Origin of the sequence: Tsukamurella paurometabola DSM 20162, from assembly GCF_000092225.1 — a bacterium.
Taxonomy (GTDB): Bacteria; Actinomycetota; Actinomycetes; order Mycobacteriales; family Mycobacteriaceae; genus Tsukamurella; species Tsukamurella paurometabola.
On sequence record NC_014158.1, the window covers coordinates 1,964,982 to 1,980,476 of the forward strand.

Genomic DNA, 15,495 nt, shown 5'->3' on the forward strand with positions numbered 1-15,495 from the left:
CGGGCCGTCTCGCGACGTCTCTAGTCCAGGTAGTCGCGCAGGACCTGCGAGCGTGACGGATGCCGCAGCTTGCTCATCGTCTTCGACTCGATCTGGCGGATCCGCTCGCGCGTCACGCCGTAGACCTGGCCGATCTCGTCCAGCGTGCGCGGCTGACCGTCGGTGAGACCGAACCGCAGGCGGACGACACCGGCCTCGCGCTCGGACAGCGTGTCGAGAACGGACTGGAGCTGGTCCTGCAGCAGGGTGAACGACACCGCATCGACGGCCACCACGGCCTCGGAGTCCTCGATGAAGTCGCCGAGCTGGCTGTCACCCTCGTCGCCGATCGTCTGATCCAGCGAGATCGGCTCACGCGCGTACTGCTGGATCTCCAGCACCTTCTCGGGCGTGATGTCCATCTCCTTGGCCAGTTCCTCCGGCGTGGGCTCGCGGCCCAGGTCCTGGAGCAACTCGCGCTGGATGCGGCCGAGCTTGTTGATGACCTCAACCATGTGCACCGGGATGCGGATGGTGCGGGCCTGGTCGGCCATCGCGCGGGTGATCGCCTGCCGGATCCACCAGGTGGCGTACGTCGAGAACTTGTAGCCCTTGGTGTAGTCGAACTTCTCCACCGCGCGGATCAGGCCCAGGTTGCCCTCCTGGATCAGGTCCAGGAAGGCCATGCCGCGGCCGGTGTAGCGCTTGGCCAGCGAGACCACGAGCCGGAGGTTGGCCTCGAGCAGGTGGTTCTTGGCCCGGTTGCCGTCGCGGGCGATCCAGTTCATATCGCGCCGGATGCCGATCGCCGGCTTCTCGCCGCGCTCGACCCAGCGGTTGATCATCTGCTCGGCGAACAGGCCGGCCTCGATCCGCTTGGCGAGCTCGACCTCCTCCTCGGCGTTGAGCAGCGCGACCTTACCGATCTGCTTGAGGTACGCGCGCACAGAGTCGGCCGAGGCGGTCAGCTCGGCGTCCTTGCGGGCCTGCCGCAACGCCTCCGACTCCTCCTCGTCCCAGACGAAATCGCCCGAGGCCTTGTCCTGTTCGGAGGGCTCGTCGTCCTCGGCGTCCGCGGGGGCGGGCTTGGTGACGGCGCTCTTGGCCTTCGAATCCGAGACATCGTCCGCGGTGTCGTCGGAGTCGATCGTGACGTCCTCGTCGGAGAGCTCGGTGGGATCGGGATCGCCGTCGAGCTCGACGTCCTCCTCCTCGATCGCGCCGTCCTCGGGGTTCGCCGCCGAGGCGTCCTTCTTGCCCGCGGCCTTCTTCGCCGTGCGCTTGGCCGGAGCCTTCTTAGCGGGAGCCTTCTTCGCCGCGGCCTTGGCGGGAGCCTTCTTCGCCGCGGCCTTGGCGGGAGCCTTCTTGGCCGCCGCCTTCTTCGCTGGTGCCTTCTTGGCGGTGGTCTTCTTGGCGGGGGTCTCCGCCGAGGTGGCCGAACCGTCCGCGCCGTCTGCCGACTGCGCGCTGGAGCTGGTCTGCGTCGCTGCCACTTACGCCCTTTCCTGCTGTCCGTTCGTCCACCGGCGAACGCTCGTCGGGCGCGGCGAAACCGCCGGTCCCGACGGTGCGGGTGCAGTGGCGGCTGAGGCGTCCGGGGAGCGATGAGGTCCGGCTTCTGGTCCGGCGTATCGATGCCGGGAGTTCCATTGTAACGATTCGGTGGCGACGCCTGCGATCACCTGCGCCTCACGCGTCCGAATCGGTGCCATCGGAGCGGGTGTTCAGCCCCCGCAGGCCATCGCCGCGCCGACGATCCCCGCCGTGTTCAGTAGTGCCGCGGGAACAACCGGCGTCGCGACGTCCAGCATGGGGATCCACTTCTCGGCCTTGCGGCTGATGCCGCCGCCCACCACGATCAGGTCAGGCCACAGCAGCTTCTCGTACTCACGGAAGACGCGGGAGACCTGCTCCGCCCACTTCTCGTACGACCAGCCCTTGGCATCCTTGATCGAACTCGCCGCGCGGTGCTCGGCCTCTTTGCCGTCGACCTGCAGGTGCCCGAACTCGGTGTTCGGGACGAGCGTTCCCTTGTGCAGGAGTGCCGAGCCGATGCCGGTGCCCAATGTGAGAAGCAGCACCACGCCTTCCATATCGCGGCCCGCCCCGTATCGGTCCTCGGCCAAGCCGGCGGCATCGGCGTCATTGAGGACGGTGACGTCGCGGCCCAACGTCGCGGTGAACAGCGCGTCGGCATCCGTACCGATCCAGCTCGGGTCGATGTTCGCGGCGGTCCGGACCACGCCACCGGTGACCACGGCGGGCACCGTCACCCCGATGGGGCCCTGCCAACCGAAGTTGTCGACCACCTCTCGCACCGCCTCCGCGCAGGCCTGCGGCGTCGATGGCTGCGGTGTGAGCACCTTGTACCGCTCACCGACCAGTTCGCCGGTGTCCATATCGACCACGCCGCCCTTGATGCCGCTGCCGCCGATGTCGACGCCGAAACCGTGATTATCCGCCATGCTCACTCCCGCCGTACCGGCCTCGTCGGATCGCCTCTGCTCGTGCGGGAGCGCCCGTCGATCCGAATCCCGGGCGCCCTCGAGGTGTCAAACTACCGTGGATTGTGGTTCGGTGGAGGACGTGGAGCATGACCGGCAGCAGTTGTCCGAGATCGCCGTCGCCGTTGTCCGTGAGGCCGCCCAACGCGTCGTCCGCCGCCGGGCGGAAGTATTCGGGGCCAACGCATTCGAGGCGGACCCCGAGGAGGCGGTGAGCACCAAGTCGACGCCGACCGACCCGGTCACCGTGGTCGATACCGAAACCGAGCACTTCATCCGCGAGCGGCTCGCGCAGGTGCGACCCGACGACACCGTGCTCGGGGAGGAACTCGGTGGCCGGTCCGGCGAACCCGGCACGGTCCGCTGGATCGTCGATCCGATCGACGGCACCGTCAACTTCCTGTACGGCGTCCCGGCGTACGCCGTTTCACTCGGCGCGCAGATCGACGGGGTTTCCGTGGCCGGCGCGGTCGCAGACGTGGTGCAGGGCAGCGTCTACGCCGCAGCTCTCGGCGCCGGCGCCCGCGAGATCCTCGCGGATGGCACCGAGCGCACGTTGCGCGCCAACCCGATCGTCGACCCCGCGCTCGCACTGGTGGCCACTGGCTTCGGGTACGCCCGCGAGCGCCGTGAGCGCCAGGGCAGGGTGCTCGCCGCCGTGCTCCCGCAGGTTCGCGACGTGCGGCGTATCGGTTCCGCAGCGCTCGACCTGTGCATGGTCGCCGCCGGTCGCGCCGACGCGCACTTCGAGCACGGTCTGAGCCCCTGGGACTGGGCCGCCGGGTCCCTGATCGCCGCCGAGGCGGGCGCCACCGTGATCGTCCCGGCGCCCGATTCGACCAGCGATCAGGGCGCGCTCACTCTGGCCGCTGCCCCGGGGATCGCGGAGCAGTTGATCGAGATCCTCCGCGCGGCCGGCGGGCTCGAGAACCTGTAGCGGTCGGCCGGTCAGTTACACGCGTTCTGATGGACGGCGGCCACCAGCGCCGGGTTCGCTCCGCCGTCGGTCGCTCCCGCGGGTGCTGCCCGCAGGATGCGCAGGACCTCCTGCGCGTCGGTGCTGGGTTCGAGGTCGGTGAAGAAGGTGCCCAATGACAGATCGACGGTGGCGTCCCGGCGGCCGTCGTTGACCAGCTCGGCACAGGGCGCGATCACCCAAGCGGCCGCCGCGGCCGCACGACCGGCGTCGCCGAACCTCAACTGCGCCTGGCAATCCATCTGCTTGTACAAGCTGTCGTTGCCGTACGCGCCCGTCGGGGGCGCGGCGAAGCCGTAATCGGTGAGCTTGTTGAGCGTGGTCTCGGCCCGGCCCGACTGGCCCGAGGCGTTGAGGACCCGCACCACGGTCGCCGCGAGCGGGGCGGGCCGCACACTGATCATGTCGTCGGGGGAGACCACCTCGAACCGAGCCGGAACCGGAGCCGCTGAGCTGGTGGCGGGTTTTCCGGAGGAGGGGGCCGCCGCGGGTGCGGGTGCCGGGCACGAGACCGGGGCCGCGGTGGTCTCCTCGGAGGACAACGCTCGCGCCCACGTGCCGATGGCGACGACGGCGAGCACCGCGATCACGATGAGGAGGGGTAGCGCGCTCCTGCGCCGGAACGGCTCGCCCTTGCGGTCGAATCGGCGGCCGGCGCCGGTGAGCTGGGAAACCACGGCCCCGACTGTACGGGAGCGACCCCGTCCGAGTGGGGAGGCGAGGCCGGGAATCAATCGCCGGGACCGCGCGTTACAGGGCGCGAGCGGAAGAAGCAGGGTTGCGGACGCATAAGGCGTGACATCGGTCTTTCCGTGCGCTATACTCTGGGCCGCTCGGTGCGGGACAACGGGCCCGTCCACAACGGTGACCCCGGCGTGGCGGGCTGAGCAAGGATGGGGATTACAAGGTATGGCAACTGATTACGATGCGCCACGTCGCTCCGAGGCCGATGAGATCTCGGAGGATTCGCTCGAGGAACTCAAGGCGCGCCGCAACGAGGCACAGTCGGGCACCGTCGACGTCGACGAGGGCGAGACCGCCGAGTCGTTCGAGCTCCCCGGCGCGGACCTCTCCGGCGAGGAACTCAGCGTTCGCGTGGTCCCGAAGCAGGCGGACGAGTTCACGTGCACGAGTTGTTTCCTCGTGTACCACCGCAGCCGACTCGCCGATCCGAACGGCAGCGAGTTGATCTGCATCGACTGCGCCTGACGGCGTAGCTCACCCGCGGCGACCCGCTCCGCTCAGTCGAGCGTGGTCGCGGCGGGAATGCAGGCGAGCAACCTCTCCGGATGCCGCGTCGACACCAACCAGTACGGGGTCGGGTCGTCCGGATCGTCCAGCACCACCGCCACCAGGGTTTTGATCCAGCCCCGGTGATACACGAAAGCCGCAGGATCGAGCTGCCGCCCCAAGGCCGCGCTCTTCGCCTCCGCGGGGACCGCCGCCGCCCGCGAGATCACATCCAGCGGCAGATGGGCGTTCCCCGCCCACAGCTCACCGTCGCGCACTCCCACCGACGCCCGGCTCATCGACCACAGGATCGCCGCCGCGAGCAGGAAGACCACCGGGAACAGTGCGTACATCCACGATGCACCCCGCGCCGCGAGGTTGATCTCGTAGCAGATCAGCGCCGCTACCCCCGCAGCGAACAGCCACCAGTACCAGGGGACGGTGAGTCGCTCGAAGTAGCCGGTGCTCGTGCCGGGGGTGTTCACTGCTGGATCCTGCGCCACACCGCCAGCGTAGTCTGCAAGCCATGGTGACCCAGATACCCCTACTTCGGCTGGACGAGGGCCTACCTCTTCCCAAGCGTGCGCACCCCGGCGACGCGGGCGTGGATCTGTACTCGACGGTCGACATCCGGATCGAACCCGGCACCCGCGCGATGGTGCCCACGGGCATCGCTCTCGCCCTGCCGCACGGCACCGTCGGCTTGATCCACCCGCGCTCCGGGCTCGCCGCCAAGCACGGCCTGACCATCGTGAACACCCCGGGCACCATCGACGCGGGCTACCGCGGCGAAGTGAAGGTGTGCTTGCTCAACACCGATCGGGACCGGGCCGTGGAGATCACGCGGGGCGACCGGATCGCGCAACTGCTCGTGCAGCAGGTGGAACTTCCCGATTTCGTCGAGGTCGGCTTCCTCGACGAGACCGTCCGCGGCACCGGCGGCTACGGCTCGTCGGGTGGGCACGCCAGCCTCGACCAGTAGCGCCGCGCCTTCTAGGCTGAACACACGTCGTCCCCTTCGAACCAAGGAGCACCGCCCCATGGCCCTCGGCCGCCGCAAGTCCGGCAAGCAGCGCAGCGACGCCGGCGTCGATCCGTACGCCTCGATCGGACAGCCCGAGCATCACGCGATTCCGACGCCCGCGCCTGATGAGGCGGCGCAGACCCTCGGCTCCGGCGAGGGCCCGTACGACCTCGCGCTGCTCGAGGACATCGAGGGGCTTGAGGACGGCCGGCTCGACCTCGGCTCCCTCGTTCTGGCGATGCCGCCGGAGGCGCAGCTCCAGGTCGAGATGAGCCCCGAGGGCCAGCCCGTCGGTGTCCACCTCGACACCCCGGCCGGCCGGATCACGCCCGGCGTCTTCGCCGCCCCCAAGACCGGCGGCCAGTGGCGCGAGGTGGTCACCGAGCTCGCGGACTCACTGCGCGAGAACGGCGCCCAGGTCACCATCGAGGACGGTCACTGGGGCCGCGAGGTGGTCGGTATCCAGCCCGACGGTGTACTCCGGTTCATCGGCGTCGACGGTCCGCGATGGATGATCAGGTTCGTCGTCGCCGCCCCCGCCGAGGCCGCAGAGCAGGCGGCGCAGCTGGCACGCGCCATGCTCGCGGAGACCGTGGTGCGTCGCGGCACCGACCCGCGTCCCGCGCGCGATCACCTCGAGATCGAGCTGCCCAGCGAGCTCGTCGCCCAGCTGCAGCAGGCGATGGCGCAACAGGCGCAGCAGCAGGAGCAGGCCGCGGCATCGATCGCGCAGCAGGTCGCGCAGCGTGCCGCCGCCGAGGGCCCGGAGGCGCTGCGGCAGAGCAACCAGGACCGCCTCACCCGCGGTTCCGCGCTCTCGCGCCTCAAGCACCAGGACTGAACGCCCTCAGGCCCCGGAGCGCGGCCCGGCCCAGCGTGGCCGGGTCGGGCCCGAGGTCGGCGAGGTCGACGATCTCGACCGCGGCACCGTCGATCGCGGCGGCCCACGCGACCGCGACCGCGACGGGATGGATGAGATCGCCCTCCGCGCCGACGATCACGGCCGGCGCCCGCAGGCCGGCCAGGTCCTCCTCGGTCGGTGCGCGGTAACCCGCCGCCTCCCGCAACGCGGGCGCCAGGAAGTCGCCGTGCGCCGCCCAGGACCGGGTCAGTTCCCGTGCCAGCCACGGCGGGCTACCCGCTTGCATCCGGGCGATGGCCTCCGCCGCGCCCAACTCGTCGACCGTCTCCGCGGTGACCCGCGCCGATAGCGCCGCCGGTGCCCGCGCATCCGCGAGCCCGGACCACGGCGGGAGCGTCAGCACCAGCGTGACCTCGGCGTCCGGACGATCGAGCGCCCACCGGGCCGCGGCCGCGGACCCCAGCGAGACTCCGCAGGCCAGGACCGGTCCCCGGGCCGCCGCCTCGTCGAGGGCGGCGCGGTACCCGCCGACCACCGACGGCGGCGTCGCCTCGACCGCGACGGTCCGCGGACACAGCGCCGTCAGCGGTGCGAACGCGCGCTCGACGAAGTCGGCGTCGGAACCCGATCCGGGCAACAGAACGGCGGTGGTGTGCGCGAAGGACGGCATGCGGTGATGATGCCAGTACGCTGACGTGGTGACGGATGGCGCTGGACGAGACGCAGGAGACCCCGCGATCGGGACGAGTGGGGGCGCTCGGGGCGACGCCGAACCGGTCGTGTCCGGAGCGGACGCGGCCGAGCCGTCGATCCGGGACCAGGTGCTCGATCAGATGGGCGGTTGGCAGGGCCTGGTGTATTCGGCGCTCCCGGTCGCTGCGTTCGTCCCGGCCAATGCCGTCTGGGGCCTGAAGGGCGGCGTGATCACCGCGCTCGTCGTGGCCGCGATCGTCATGGTCATCCGGCTCGCCACTCGGACCTCGATCCAGCCCGCGATCTCCGGATTCTTCGGCGTGGCGGTGTGCGTGGTCATCGCCCTGATCGTCGGCGGTAACGGTAAGGGCTACTACCTCTACGGCATCGTGATGCAAGCCGTGCTCGCCGTGGTGTTCGCGATCTCGATCATCGTGCGGTGGCCGCTGGTCGGGGTGCTGTGGCACCTGTTCGACGAGCGGTCGAAGCAGGCGGTCGACGACGGGCACGATTGGCGGGCCGACCGCCGCCAGTACCGCGGCTTCGTCTGGCTCACCGTGATGTGGTTCGCCATGTTCACCGTCCGCTTCGTGGTGCAGCTCGCGCTGTACCTGGGCGACGACGTGAACTGGCTCGGCGTGGCCCGGATCGCCATGGGCTGGCCGATGTTCGCCGCCGGACTGCTGATCACCTTCCTCGTGGCCCGGAAACTCACGCATGCTGACGACGAATGACCTCGTCGAGCTGACCCCGCGCTCGCCCGGCCACGGCGGTATCGCGGTCGCGCGGCACGATGGTCAGGCGGTCTTCGTTCGCGGCGCGCTGCCGGGGGAGACGGTGCGCGCCCGGGTCACCGATGTGAAGAAGTCGTACGCGCGTGCCAGTACCGTCGATGTGCTGGCCCCGTCCGAGTCCCGTGTTCCGCAGGCGTGTCCGGCCGCCGCCGCGGGTGCCGGCTGCTGTGATCTCACCATCGCGACACCGGACTACCAGCGCATCTGGAAGTCCGATGTGCTCGCCGACCTCCTCGTTCGCTTCGGCCGCTTCGCCCCCGGAGAACTCGCACCGCACGTCGACGAGATCACCCCGGCGGTCACCACCGGCTGGCGGCACCGGGCCCGACTGCACGCCGATGCCGACGGCACCCTCGGCTGGCGGGGCGCCCGCAGTCACGATCTGGTTCCCGCCGCCGGCTGTGCTCAGCTCCCCGCCGGATTCACCTATGGCCTCAGTCCGGCGCCCGGCGACGAGGTCGCCGTGGTCCTCGATGACGACGGTGCGCGGCACGCCGTCGGCTCCACGGTGCTCGACGGCACCGGTGTCGCCGATTACCGCGTCGGGGACACCGCGTGGCGGCTGCCCGCGGGAGGGTTCTGGCAGGCCCACCGGGACGCTGCCACCCGCTACAGCGAACTGGTCGGACGCTGGGCCGCCGGCCTGACCGCCGAGGGCACCGTCGAGCCCGGCGACCGGGCGTGGGACCTGTACGGCGGTGCCGGTGTGTTCGCGGCGGTCCTCGCCCGCCTGGGCCTGCGCGTCGACGTCGTGGAGACCTCCTCGGATGCGGTCGCGGCGGGCCGCGCGAGCCTCGACCCCTCCGCCGTGCGGTTCCATCGCGGCGATGTGGCGCGCACCGTCGGGCGGCTGCGTGCGCCCCGCGTGGTGGTGCTGGACCCACCGCGGTCCGGTGCCGGGAAAGCCGTCGTCGCGGTGGTGGCCGCCGCCGGTCCCGCCGCCGTGATCCACGTCGGCTGCGACCCGGCCGCGTTCGCACGCGACCTGGCGTTGTTCCGCGACGCCGGCTTCGCGGTGCGCGAGGTCGTGGCGCTGGACGCCTTCCCTGGTACGCATCATCTCGAGTGCCTCGCGGTGCTCATGCCCGCAGGAGCGCCGTAAACTGGCGGGAGCGTTTGCGTGCGGTGTAAACACGAGGGATATCGGAAGGAGCGGTACGGCGGTATGAATCTGCTCAGCACCATCGAGTCCCCGCGGGACCTGCGTCGCCTGGACCAGGCACAGCTGTCGCAATTGGCGTCGGAGATCCGTGCCTTCCTCATCGAGAAGGTCTCCGCGACCGGCGGCCACCTCGGTCCGAACCTCGGCGTCGTCGAACTCACCCTGGCCATCCACCGCGTCTTCTCCTCGCCGGTCGACCCGGTGATCTTCGACACGGGCCACCAGGCGTACGTGCACAAGATCGTCACCGGGCGCCACGACCAATTCGACACCCTGCGCCAGGCCGGAGGTCTCTCCGGCTACCCGTGCCGTAGCGAGTCCGAGCACGACTGGGTCGAGTCCTCGCACGCCTCGGCGTCACTCAGTTACGCCGACGGCCTCGCCAAGGCCTTCGAGCTCAAGGGCGAGCAGCGCACCGTCGTGGCGGTCGTCGGGGACGGCGCCCTCACCGGCGGCATGTGCTGGGAGGCGCTCAACAACATCGCTGCCTCGCAGCGCCCGGTCGTGGTGGTGGTCAACGACAACGGCCGCTCCTACGCGCCCACCATCGGTGGCCTCGCCACCCACCTCTCCGGTCTGCGCACCCAGCCCGAGTACGAGAAGTTGCTGGGCGAGGCCCGTCAGCGGCTGCGTGGCACGCCCGTGGTCGGCGAGCCCCTGTACTCCGTGCTGCACGGTATGAAGGCCGGCATCAAAGACATGCTGAGCCCGCAGGCACTGTTCGGTGACCTCGGCCTGAAGTACGTCGGCCCCATCGACGGCCACGACGAGGAAGCGGTCGAGGACGCACTGCGCCGGGCCCGGGACTTCGGCGGTCCCGTGGTGGTGCACGTGATCACCCGCAAGGGCAACGGTTACGAGCATGCCGAGAACGACGAGGCAGATCAGATGCACGGCATCCCCGTGATCGATCCCGTCACCGGTCTGCCGGTCGGCGGCGGGGGCGGCGGCGCCGACTGGACATCGATCTTCTCCGAGGAACTGATCAACCACGGCGAACGCCGCTCCGATATCGTCGCCATCACCGGCGCGATGGCCGAACCCACCGGCGTTGCCGACTTCGGACGCAAGTTCCCGGACCGCATGTTCGACGTGGGCATCGCCGAACAGCACGCATTGACCTCAGCCGCGGGACTCGCGCTGGGCGGCATCCATCCGGTGGTCGCTCTCTACTCGACCTTCCTCAACCGCGCCTTCGACCAGTTGCTCATGGACGTCGCGCTGCTCAAACAGGGCGTCACGCTGGTGCTCGACCGGTCGGGCGTCACCGGGCCCGACGGTGCGAGCCACCACGGTATGTGGGATCTCTCGCTCGCCGCGATCGTGCCGGGCCTGCGGGCGGCGGTCCCCCGTGACGGCGCCCGCCTCCGTGAGGAGTTCGCCGAGGCCCTCGCCGTCGACGACGCCCCCACCCTGATCCGGTACGGCAAGGGCGCGGTACCGGCCGATCTCGATGCGGTGCGCCGACTCGACGACGGTGTGGACGTGCTCGTCGGCGACGGTCCGGCCGATGTCCTCCTCGTGGCCGTGGGTGCCTTCGCGCATACCGCGGTCGAGGTAGCCACCCGGCTCCGGGATCAGGGCATCGCCGCCACCGTGGTGGACCCGCGATGGGTGCTGCCGGTCCCCGGATCGGTGGTCGACCTCGCTCGGTCGCATCAGCTCGTGGTGACGCTCGAGGACAGCGGAGTGGCCGGCGGCGTCGGCGCCGCGGTCACGGCCGCGCTCCAACGCGCCGACGTCGACGTCCCCACCAGAGTGCTCGGTATCGAGCAGCAGTTCCTCGATCACGGCTCGCGCGGTGAGCTACTCAAGGACCTCGGGCTCACCCCGTCGGAGATCGCCTTCCGGATCACCGGCTGGGTCACCGCGTGCACGCCGACGGCCCTGCACGAGACGTCGAACGGGGTCGCCCCGGCGTCCGCACCCGCCGGAAAGGTGCGCAGTTAGCGGATCAGCCGAGGGCGTCGGCGACGGCGCGCGCGGTCAGATCTCGCTGCCAGGACCGGGCACCCGATGCGGCCAGGGCCGCGTCCACCTGGTCCCGGCCATGCGCTGTGTCGTCCCAGCACAACTGCCGGACGGCGTCGGGCGGCAACAGGTTCTCCACCGGCACCTGCACTTCTTCGGAGATCTCCGACAGCGCCGCCCGGACCCGGGCCAGGCGTTCCGCCGCCTCGGGGTTCGACTTCGACCACCGGTTGTTCGCGGGCACCCCGTTCCGGGGGCCGTGCAACGGCGGCAGTGCGGAATCGGGCAGCGCGTTGGCCCGATTGATCGCGCCCATCCACCGCGTGGCCGAGCGGCGCATGCGCGGTCCACCGAACACGGGGAGAGCGGTGAGTTCGGCTTCGGTGGTCGGGTTCTTCGCGGCGGCGTTGACGATCGCCGCATCGGGCAGGGTGCGTCCCGGCGCCACATTGCGCTGCTCGGCCATCTCGTCGCGGGCCAGCCACAGTTCTCGCGCCCGGCCCAGTTGGCGCCGGGTGCGCAGCGTGCTGAGTCCGGAAAGGCGGCGCCACGGGTCGGGCTTCGGTGCCGGATCGGGACGGGTGCGCGCGTATTCGAATTCCTCGAGGGCCCAGGGCAGTTTGCCCGCGGCATCGAGTCGCTCGTACGCTTCGTCGCGCAGGTCCACCAGGAGTTCGACGTCGAGCGCGGCGTAGTTGAGCCAGTCGTGGGGGAGTGGACGGGTGCTCCAATCCGCAGCACCGTGCCCCTTGGCGAGGGCGTATCCGGTGAACTCCGAGGTCATCGCGGCCAGGTTCACCCGCGGCTCTCCGAGCAGTCGGCCGGCGAGTTCGGTGTCGAAGAGCGCGTCGCAGACGAAGCCGTCGTCGCGCAGGCACGGCAGGTCCTGGTCGGCCGCGTGCAGTACCCATTCGACGCCGCGCAGCGCCTCGATCACCGGCGCCAGGCCCTCCGGCTCGTGTATCGGATCGAGCAGAAACAACCCGGAACCGGTGCGCTTGATCTGAATCAGATAGGCCCGCGACGAATATGTGAACCCCGAGGCTCGCTCGGTGTCGAGTGCGATCGGCCCCGTTCCGCGGCGCAGCGCCGCAGCACATTCCGCGAACTCGGCAACCGTGGTCAGTGGCTCCGGCACGCCCTCGGCCGGCTCCGTCAGCGGAATCCCGGGGACCGGTTCTTGCGCGGCCTTCGCCACGGGCCTAGACCGAGCCGAGGCGGGTGATGCCCGCAGGCGGGAGCCCGGCGGCCATTTCCAGCACGGAACTGAAGGCCTCGACGTGGCCCGAAAGGTCGGGGTCGAGCGGCGTCCACGACGCGCGGAGTTCGAGTTGGTGGGCGCGCGGTGGGCCCGCGATATCGCCGTAGCGCACCGACGACGTCGAGGTCACGGTGCCGCCGAGGGCGGTCACCTCCTGTCCACGGTCGGCGAGCGCGTCGGTCAACCAGCTCCACGCGACCTCGGGCAGCAAGGGGTCCGCCGCGAGGGTCTCATCGACGTCGGATTGGACGTACGCGACCAGCCGCATCAGGCCGTTCCAGGCCTCGTGCCCGTGCGGGTCGTACAGCAGGATCAGGCGGCCGAAGGTCTCGCCTTCGGAGTTCTCGGGCACCACATCGGATTCGGGGGTGCGGACCTCCGCGCCGAGCGCGTAACTGTAGGGAGCGAGTCGCTGCGGCGGCCGGATGGTCCCGATCTCGATCTCCGGGCGAACCGTGGCGGTGTGCATCGAGTCGACGGCCTCCCGGAAGGGCGCCGGATCGGCTCCCACCTGTCCGGTGCCGGTGTCGGCGCCGTTCTCTCCCGCTCCTGGTTGACTCACAAAACGTGACGGTAGCGCCTCCCGTGCCGCCCTCGGGGGAGGCGCGCCGCAGGGGACGGACGCCGAGGACGGCGGGGCGTGACATGATCGTTGACGATGAGTGACAAGATCGCGCCGGCCTCCGATGCCGGTACCTCCTATCCGCTGCTCGCCGCAGCCGCCGGGCAACCTCCGGCGCGGCGCCCGGTGTGGTTCATGCGGCAGGCCGGCCGGTCGCTTCCCGAGTACCGCAAGGTCCGGGAAGGCGTCGGGATGCTGCAGTCCTGTTTCATGCCCGAGCTGGTCTCCGAGATCACGCTGCAGCCCGTGCGGCGGCACCGCACCGACGCCGCGATCCTGTTCTCCGACATCGTGGTTCCGCTCAAAGCGGCCGGTATCGACCTGGACATCGTGAGCGGCATCGGCCCGGTCATCGAGCAACCCGTGCGCGATGCCGCGGCGGTCGCGGCGATGCCGTCGCTCGATGCGGAGCAGGTGGAGCCGGTGGCCGAGGCAGTGCGGATGCTGCGCACCGAGTTGCCCGATGGGGTCGCCCTGATCGGCTTCGCCGGTGCGCCGTTCACTCTCGCCTCCTACCTGGTCGAGGGCGGGCCGAGTCGCAATCACGAGCGCACCAAGGCGCTCATGTACACCGATCCCACCACCTGGCACGCGCTGCTCGACCAGCTCGCGGACATCGCGATCACGTTCCTGTCCGTGCAGGCGAACGCCGGGGTGCAGGCCTTCCAGCTGTTCGACTCGTGGGCGGGCGCACTATCGCTGGCCGACTACCGCGAGTACGTGCTGCCGCACTCGGCCCGCGTCTTCGCCGCCCTCCGCGAAACCGGCACCGCCCTGCCCGGATTCCACTTCGGTGTGGGTACCGGCGAGTTGCTCGGCGCGATGGGCGAGGCCGGAGCAGATGTGGTCGGTGTCGATTGGCGCGTCCCGCTCGACGAGGCCGCACGCCGCGTCGGTCCCGGAAAGGCGCTGCAAGGCAACCTCGATCCGGCGGCACTCGCCTCCTCGTGGGAGATGGTCGAAGCGCAGGTGCGACGCGTGTGCGCCGATGCCGACGCCGCCGTCGCAGCCGGCGCCACCGGTCACGTCTTCAATCTCGGGCACGGCGTCCTCCCGTCGACCGATCCCGAGGTCCTTACCCGCGTCGTCGAATTGGTGCACTCGCTATGAGCAATATCGCCGTCGTCGGAGCGGGCATCTCCGGGCTCGTCGCCGCCCTCCGGCTGGAACAGGCCGGGGCCCGGGTCACCGTCTTCGAATCCGGGAATCGGGTCGGTGGCAAGCTCCGATCGGAGACCATCGGAGGAACCCGGCTCGATGTGGGCGCCGAGGCCTTCGTGCAGCGCCGGCCCGAGGTCCTGGACCTGGCCGCCGAACTCGGACTGGCCGACGAGGTGGTCGCTCCGGCGGGCCGTCGTCCGGCCCTGTTCTCCGACGGTGCGTTGCGTGGTCACTTCGGCCGCACCCTGATGGGCGTCCCCGTCGATGCCGACGAGGTACGACTGCCGATGAGCTGGAAGCGCGGCGGCGATTCGTCGATCGGCGACCTGGTGCGGTCCCGGTTCGGCGATGAGGTCGTCGAGCGCAGCGTCGACCCGATGGTGTCCGGTGTGTTCGCCGCGCATGCGGACGACGTATCGGTGCGTGCCGCGCTGCCCGCGCTGGCGGACCGCCTCGATCAGGGCACCGACTCGTTGAGCACCGCGGTCCGCGACGCCCTCGGTGAACCCACCGATACCCCGGTCTTCGGTACCTTCCGCGGCGGCTACCAGCAGTTGCTCGACGCCCTCGCGGAGCGTCTCGGCGACCGGATCATGCTCGGCGCCCCGGTACCGGAAGTACGGCCGCAGTGGAGCCTGCGCGGTTCCATGTTCGACGCCGTGGTGCTCGCAGTGCCTGCGCCGCAGGTGGGACGACTGGTATCGGGCTACTACCCGGAACTCGCCGCCGCGGTCGGCAAGATCCCCGCCGCGAGTTCGGCTCTGGTCACCCTGCGGCTGCCCGATGACACCCCGCTGCCCGACCTGTCCGGTGTCCTGGTCGCGAGCCGGGAACAGGTGAGCGCCAAGGCGATCACGCTCTCCGGCCGCAAGTGGGACCACCTGCCCGACGGTGCCGTGCGGCTGTCCTTCGGCCGTCTCGGCGTGAGCCGCATCGTCGACGACCTCGACGCCGGGCTGATCGCCGCGGCACGCGAGGATCTGGCAACCGTGCTCGGTGTGACCGCGGATCCGACGGCGGTGCACGTGCAGCGCTGGTACGAGGGGATCCCGGTGTATCTGCCGGGCCACCGCGACACGTTGGCCGCGATCGATGCCGCCACCCCGGCGGGCCTGGTGCTGGCCGGCGCCTACTTCGACGGTGTCGGGGTTCCCGCCTGCATCGCTCGCGCGGAGGCGGCCGCGGCGAGCGTCATCGAGCAACTGTCCTAGCGGGCACCGAGCCCCGGCGCCACCCTGCCACAGCCGCGTGGCAGT

The 15,495-nt window shown here is 70.5% G+C and carries 16 protein-coding genes; 9 read left to right on the plus strand and 7 right to left on the minus strand.

The annotated features are described in order from the left end of the window. Positions 1 to 20: 20 nt before the first annotated feature. The gene (locus TPAU_RS09395; RefSeq protein WP_013126514.1) at positions 21 to 1,472 is read right to left on the minus strand and encodes an RNA polymerase sigma factor; all 1,452 of its coding nucleotides are present in this window, start codon (positions 1,470 to 1,472) and stop codon (positions 21 to 23) included. A gap of 231 nt (positions 1,473 to 1,703) precedes the next feature. Next, entirely contained in the window at positions 1,704 to 2,444 is a 741-nt protein-coding gene (ppgK, locus tag TPAU_RS09400; RefSeq protein WP_013126515.1) for a polyphosphate--glucose phosphotransferase, read from the minus strand. A 112-nt stretch (positions 2,445 to 2,556) separates the two neighbouring features. Between ppgK and TPAU_RS09405 the strand changes: the two genes are divergently transcribed. Further along, positions 2,557 to 3,420 (plus strand): inositol monophosphatase family protein, encoded by an 864-nt coding sequence (locus tag TPAU_RS09405; RefSeq protein ID WP_013126516.1) that lies wholly within the window; start codon positions 2,557 to 2,559, stop codon positions 3,418 to 3,420. 11 nt (positions 3,421 to 3,431) lie between these two features. Here the strand turns inward: TPAU_RS09405 and cei are convergent, their stop codons facing one another. Continuing rightward, the gene (cei, locus tag TPAU_RS09410; protein ID WP_013126517.1) at positions 3,432 to 4,136 is read right to left on the minus strand and encodes an envelope integrity protein Cei; all 705 of its coding nucleotides are present in this window, start codon (positions 4,134 to 4,136) and stop codon (positions 3,432 to 3,434) included. 232 nt (positions 4,137 to 4,368) lie between these two features. Here cei and TPAU_RS09415 point away from each other — a divergent pair, with 232 nt between their 5' ends. Continuing rightward, positions 4,369 to 4,668 (plus strand): DUF4193 domain-containing protein, encoded by a 300-nt coding sequence (locus tag TPAU_RS09415; RefSeq protein WP_013126518.1) that lies wholly within the window; start codon positions 4,369 to 4,371, stop codon positions 4,666 to 4,668. Positions 4,669 to 4,700: 32 nt separating this feature from the next. Here TPAU_RS09415 and TPAU_RS09420 read toward each other — a convergent pair whose 3' ends face one another. Next, positions 4,701 to 5,192: a DUF3093 domain-containing protein gene (locus TPAU_RS09420; protein ID WP_115329591.1), complete on the minus strand. Its 492-nt coding sequence runs from the start codon at positions 5,190 to 5,192 to the stop codon at positions 4,701 to 4,703. A 23-nt stretch (positions 5,193 to 5,215) separates the two neighbouring features. On the opposite strand from TPAU_RS09420, the gene dut reads away from it, so the two are divergent. Together dut and TPAU_RS09430 are read left to right on the plus strand one after the other, a co-directional pair. Continuing rightward, positions 5,216 to 5,671 (plus strand): dUTP diphosphatase, encoded by a 456-nt coding sequence (dut, locus tag TPAU_RS09425; protein ID WP_013126520.1) that lies wholly within the window; start codon positions 5,216 to 5,218, stop codon positions 5,669 to 5,671. A 58-nt stretch (positions 5,672 to 5,729) separates the two neighbouring features. Further along, positions 5,730 to 6,554, plus strand: coding sequence for a DUF3710 domain-containing protein (locus TPAU_RS09430; protein WP_013126521.1), 825 nt, complete (start codon positions 5,730 to 5,732; stop codon positions 6,552 to 6,554). Here the strand turns inward: TPAU_RS09430 and TPAU_RS22700 are convergent. Further along, a complete protein-coding gene (locus TPAU_RS22700) occupies positions 6,538 to 7,245 on the minus strand; it encodes a hypothetical protein (protein ID WP_013126522.1) in 708 nt (235 codons plus the stop codon). The genes TPAU_RS09430 and TPAU_RS22700 overlap by 17 nt on opposite strands. A gap of 28 nt (positions 7,246 to 7,273) precedes the next feature. On the opposite strand from TPAU_RS22700, the gene TPAU_RS09440 reads away from it, so the two are divergent. The 3 genes from TPAU_RS09440 (at position 7,274) to dxs (ending at position 11,174) form a co-directional block, all read left to right on the plus strand. Continuing rightward, positions 7,274 to 8,002 carry a DUF3159 domain-containing protein gene (locus tag TPAU_RS09440; RefSeq protein WP_147291080.1) on the plus strand — a complete coding sequence of 243 codons (729 nt, stop codon included), beginning with the start codon at positions 7,274 to 7,276 and terminating at the stop codon, positions 8,000 to 8,002. Then, positions 7,986 to 9,164 carry a class I SAM-dependent RNA methyltransferase gene (locus TPAU_RS09445; RefSeq protein ID WP_013126524.1) on the plus strand — a complete coding sequence of 393 codons (1,179 nt, stop codon included), beginning with the start codon at positions 7,986 to 7,988 and terminating at the stop codon, positions 9,162 to 9,164. The genes TPAU_RS09440 and TPAU_RS09445 overlap by 17 nt, the downstream gene beginning before the upstream one ends. 63 nt (positions 9,165 to 9,227) lie before the next feature. Further along, entirely contained in the window at positions 9,228 to 11,174 is a 1,947-nt protein-coding gene (gene dxs / locus TPAU_RS09450; RefSeq protein ID WP_013126525.1) for a 1-deoxy-D-xylulose-5-phosphate synthase, read from the plus strand. Between the two features lie 4 nt (positions 11,175 to 11,178). On the opposite strand, the gene TPAU_RS09455 is transcribed toward dxs, so the two are convergent. Both TPAU_RS09455 and TPAU_RS09460 read right to left on the minus strand, forming a co-directional pair. After that, on the minus strand, positions 11,179 to 12,393 hold the full coding sequence (locus TPAU_RS09455; RefSeq protein WP_013126526.1) for an HRDC domain-containing protein: 1,215 nt from the start codon (positions 12,391 to 12,393) through the stop codon (positions 11,179 to 11,181). Between the two features lie 4 nt (positions 12,394 to 12,397). Continuing rightward, positions 12,398 to 12,925 carry a DUF3000 domain-containing protein gene (locus TPAU_RS09460; RefSeq protein WP_049825973.1) on the minus strand — a complete coding sequence of 176 codons (528 nt, stop codon included), beginning with the start codon at positions 12,923 to 12,925 and terminating at the stop codon, positions 12,398 to 12,400. A gap of 189 nt (positions 12,926 to 13,114) precedes the next feature. Here TPAU_RS09460 and hemE point away from each other — a divergent pair, with 189 nt between their 5' ends. Beyond that, complete coding sequence (gene hemE / locus TPAU_RS09465) at positions 13,115 to 14,188, plus strand: uroporphyrinogen decarboxylase (RefSeq protein ID WP_013126528.1); 1,074 nt, start codon at positions 13,115 to 13,117, stop codon at positions 14,186 to 14,188. Further along, on the plus strand, positions 14,185 to 15,450 hold the full coding sequence (gene hemG, locus TPAU_RS09470) for a protoporphyrinogen oxidase (protein ID WP_013126529.1): 1,266 nt from the start codon (positions 14,185 to 14,187) through the stop codon (positions 15,448 to 15,450). Before hemE ends, hemG begins: the two co-directional genes overlap by 4 nt. Positions 15,451 to 15,495: the final 45 nt, after the last annotated feature.

What these genes read in the sequence shown, in the direction of transcription:
- ppgK (WP_013126515.1), bottom strand. Translation starts at nt 2,444, where the DNA reads ATGGCGGATAATCACGGTTTCGGCGTCGACATCGGCGGCAGCGGCATC.
- TPAU_RS09415 (WP_013126518.1), top strand. Translation starts at nt 4,369, where the DNA reads ATGGCAACTGATTACGATGCGCCACGTCGCTCCGAGGCCGATGAGATC.
- dut (WP_013126520.1), top strand. Translation starts at nt 5,216, where the DNA reads ATGGTGACCCAGATACCCCTACTTCGGCTGGACGAGGGCCTACCTCTT.
- TPAU_RS09430 (WP_013126521.1), top strand. Translation starts at nt 5,730, where the DNA reads ATGGCCCTCGGCCGCCGCAAGTCCGGCAAGCAGCGCAGCGACGCCGGC.
- TPAU_RS22700 (WP_013126522.1), bottom strand. Translation starts at nt 7,245, where the DNA reads ATGCCGTCCTTCGCGCACACCACCGCCGTTCTGTTGCCCGGATCGGGT.
- TPAU_RS09445 (WP_013126524.1), top strand. Translation starts at nt 7,986, where the DNA reads ATGCTGACGACGAATGACCTCGTCGAGCTGACCCCGCGCTCGCCCGGC.
- dxs (WP_013126525.1), top strand. Translation starts at nt 9,228, where the DNA reads ATGAATCTGCTCAGCACCATCGAGTCCCCGCGGGACCTGCGTCGCCTG.
- TPAU_RS09460 (WP_049825973.1), bottom strand. Translation starts at nt 12,925, where the DNA reads ATGCACACCGCCACGGTTCGCCCGGAGATCGAGATCGGGACCATCCGG.
- hemE (WP_013126528.1), top strand. Translation starts at nt 13,115, where the DNA reads ATGAGTGACAAGATCGCGCCGGCCTCCGATGCCGGTACCTCCTATCCG.
- hemG (WP_013126529.1), top strand. Translation starts at nt 14,185, where the DNA reads ATGAGCAATATCGCCGTCGTCGGAGCGGGCATCTCCGGGCTCGTCGCC.